The organism is Ruegeria sp. CE9 (genome assembly GCF_056537425.1).
In genome coordinates, this window is sequence record NZ_JBQFRO010000130.1 from 1 (window position 1) to 583 (window position 583).

A 583-nucleotide genomic window follows, 5' to 3' on the forward strand; every position below is an offset into this window, starting at 1 on the left:
CATATACAGGCCTGCGGCCTTGGCATGGCTTGGCGCCGTTTCGGGCGAGGGGCGTTTCCAACGCGCTATATCAAGTTTGGCGCCTTTGGTTTTTGCATCCCCATAGTAATTGCCCCAGCCCCATGCCGCGATGGCCAAACGAACGGGGTTACGGCGAGAGGAGACACCCATATCCTCACCCGCGCCGCGCCACGCAACCGCGCGCACATAGGCATCGCTCAGGCCATTGGCCGCGAGAACCTCGGCCTTGGCTGCCTCAATTTGGTCAACAGTAAATGGAATTTCGAAGTCCAATTGGCCTGCGGAAAAATGCAGCCGTTCGGAATGAGCGCGGCTGAGGAAAATTTTGCCACCATAGGCGCGCTCGCCCTCAAAGACGGAAGATGCATAATGCATCGCATGGGTCAGAATATGCACATTGGCCTCGCGCCAATCGACCAAAGCCCCATCCAGCCAGATTTTCCCATCGCGGTTATCGTAGGTGCCGCTCATCTTTCCAATCCCATCTTTCCTTCAGGGCGCATATCTGCGCCAGTTTGCAAATGTTGTGCAAAATACGGCCGTTTTGGACATAATATTTCGC

General features: G+C 55.6%; 1 protein-coding gene. It reads right to left on the bottom strand.

Annotation, left to right across the window (positions count from 1 at the left end; all coding sequences use genetic code 11):
• Nucleotides 1–492 (bottom strand): aminotransferase class IV (locus ACR0B3_RS24470; protein ID WP_480811307.1); only part of this gene is annotated, 492 nt, incomplete at its 3' end.
• Nucleotides 493–583: the final 91 nt, after the last annotated feature.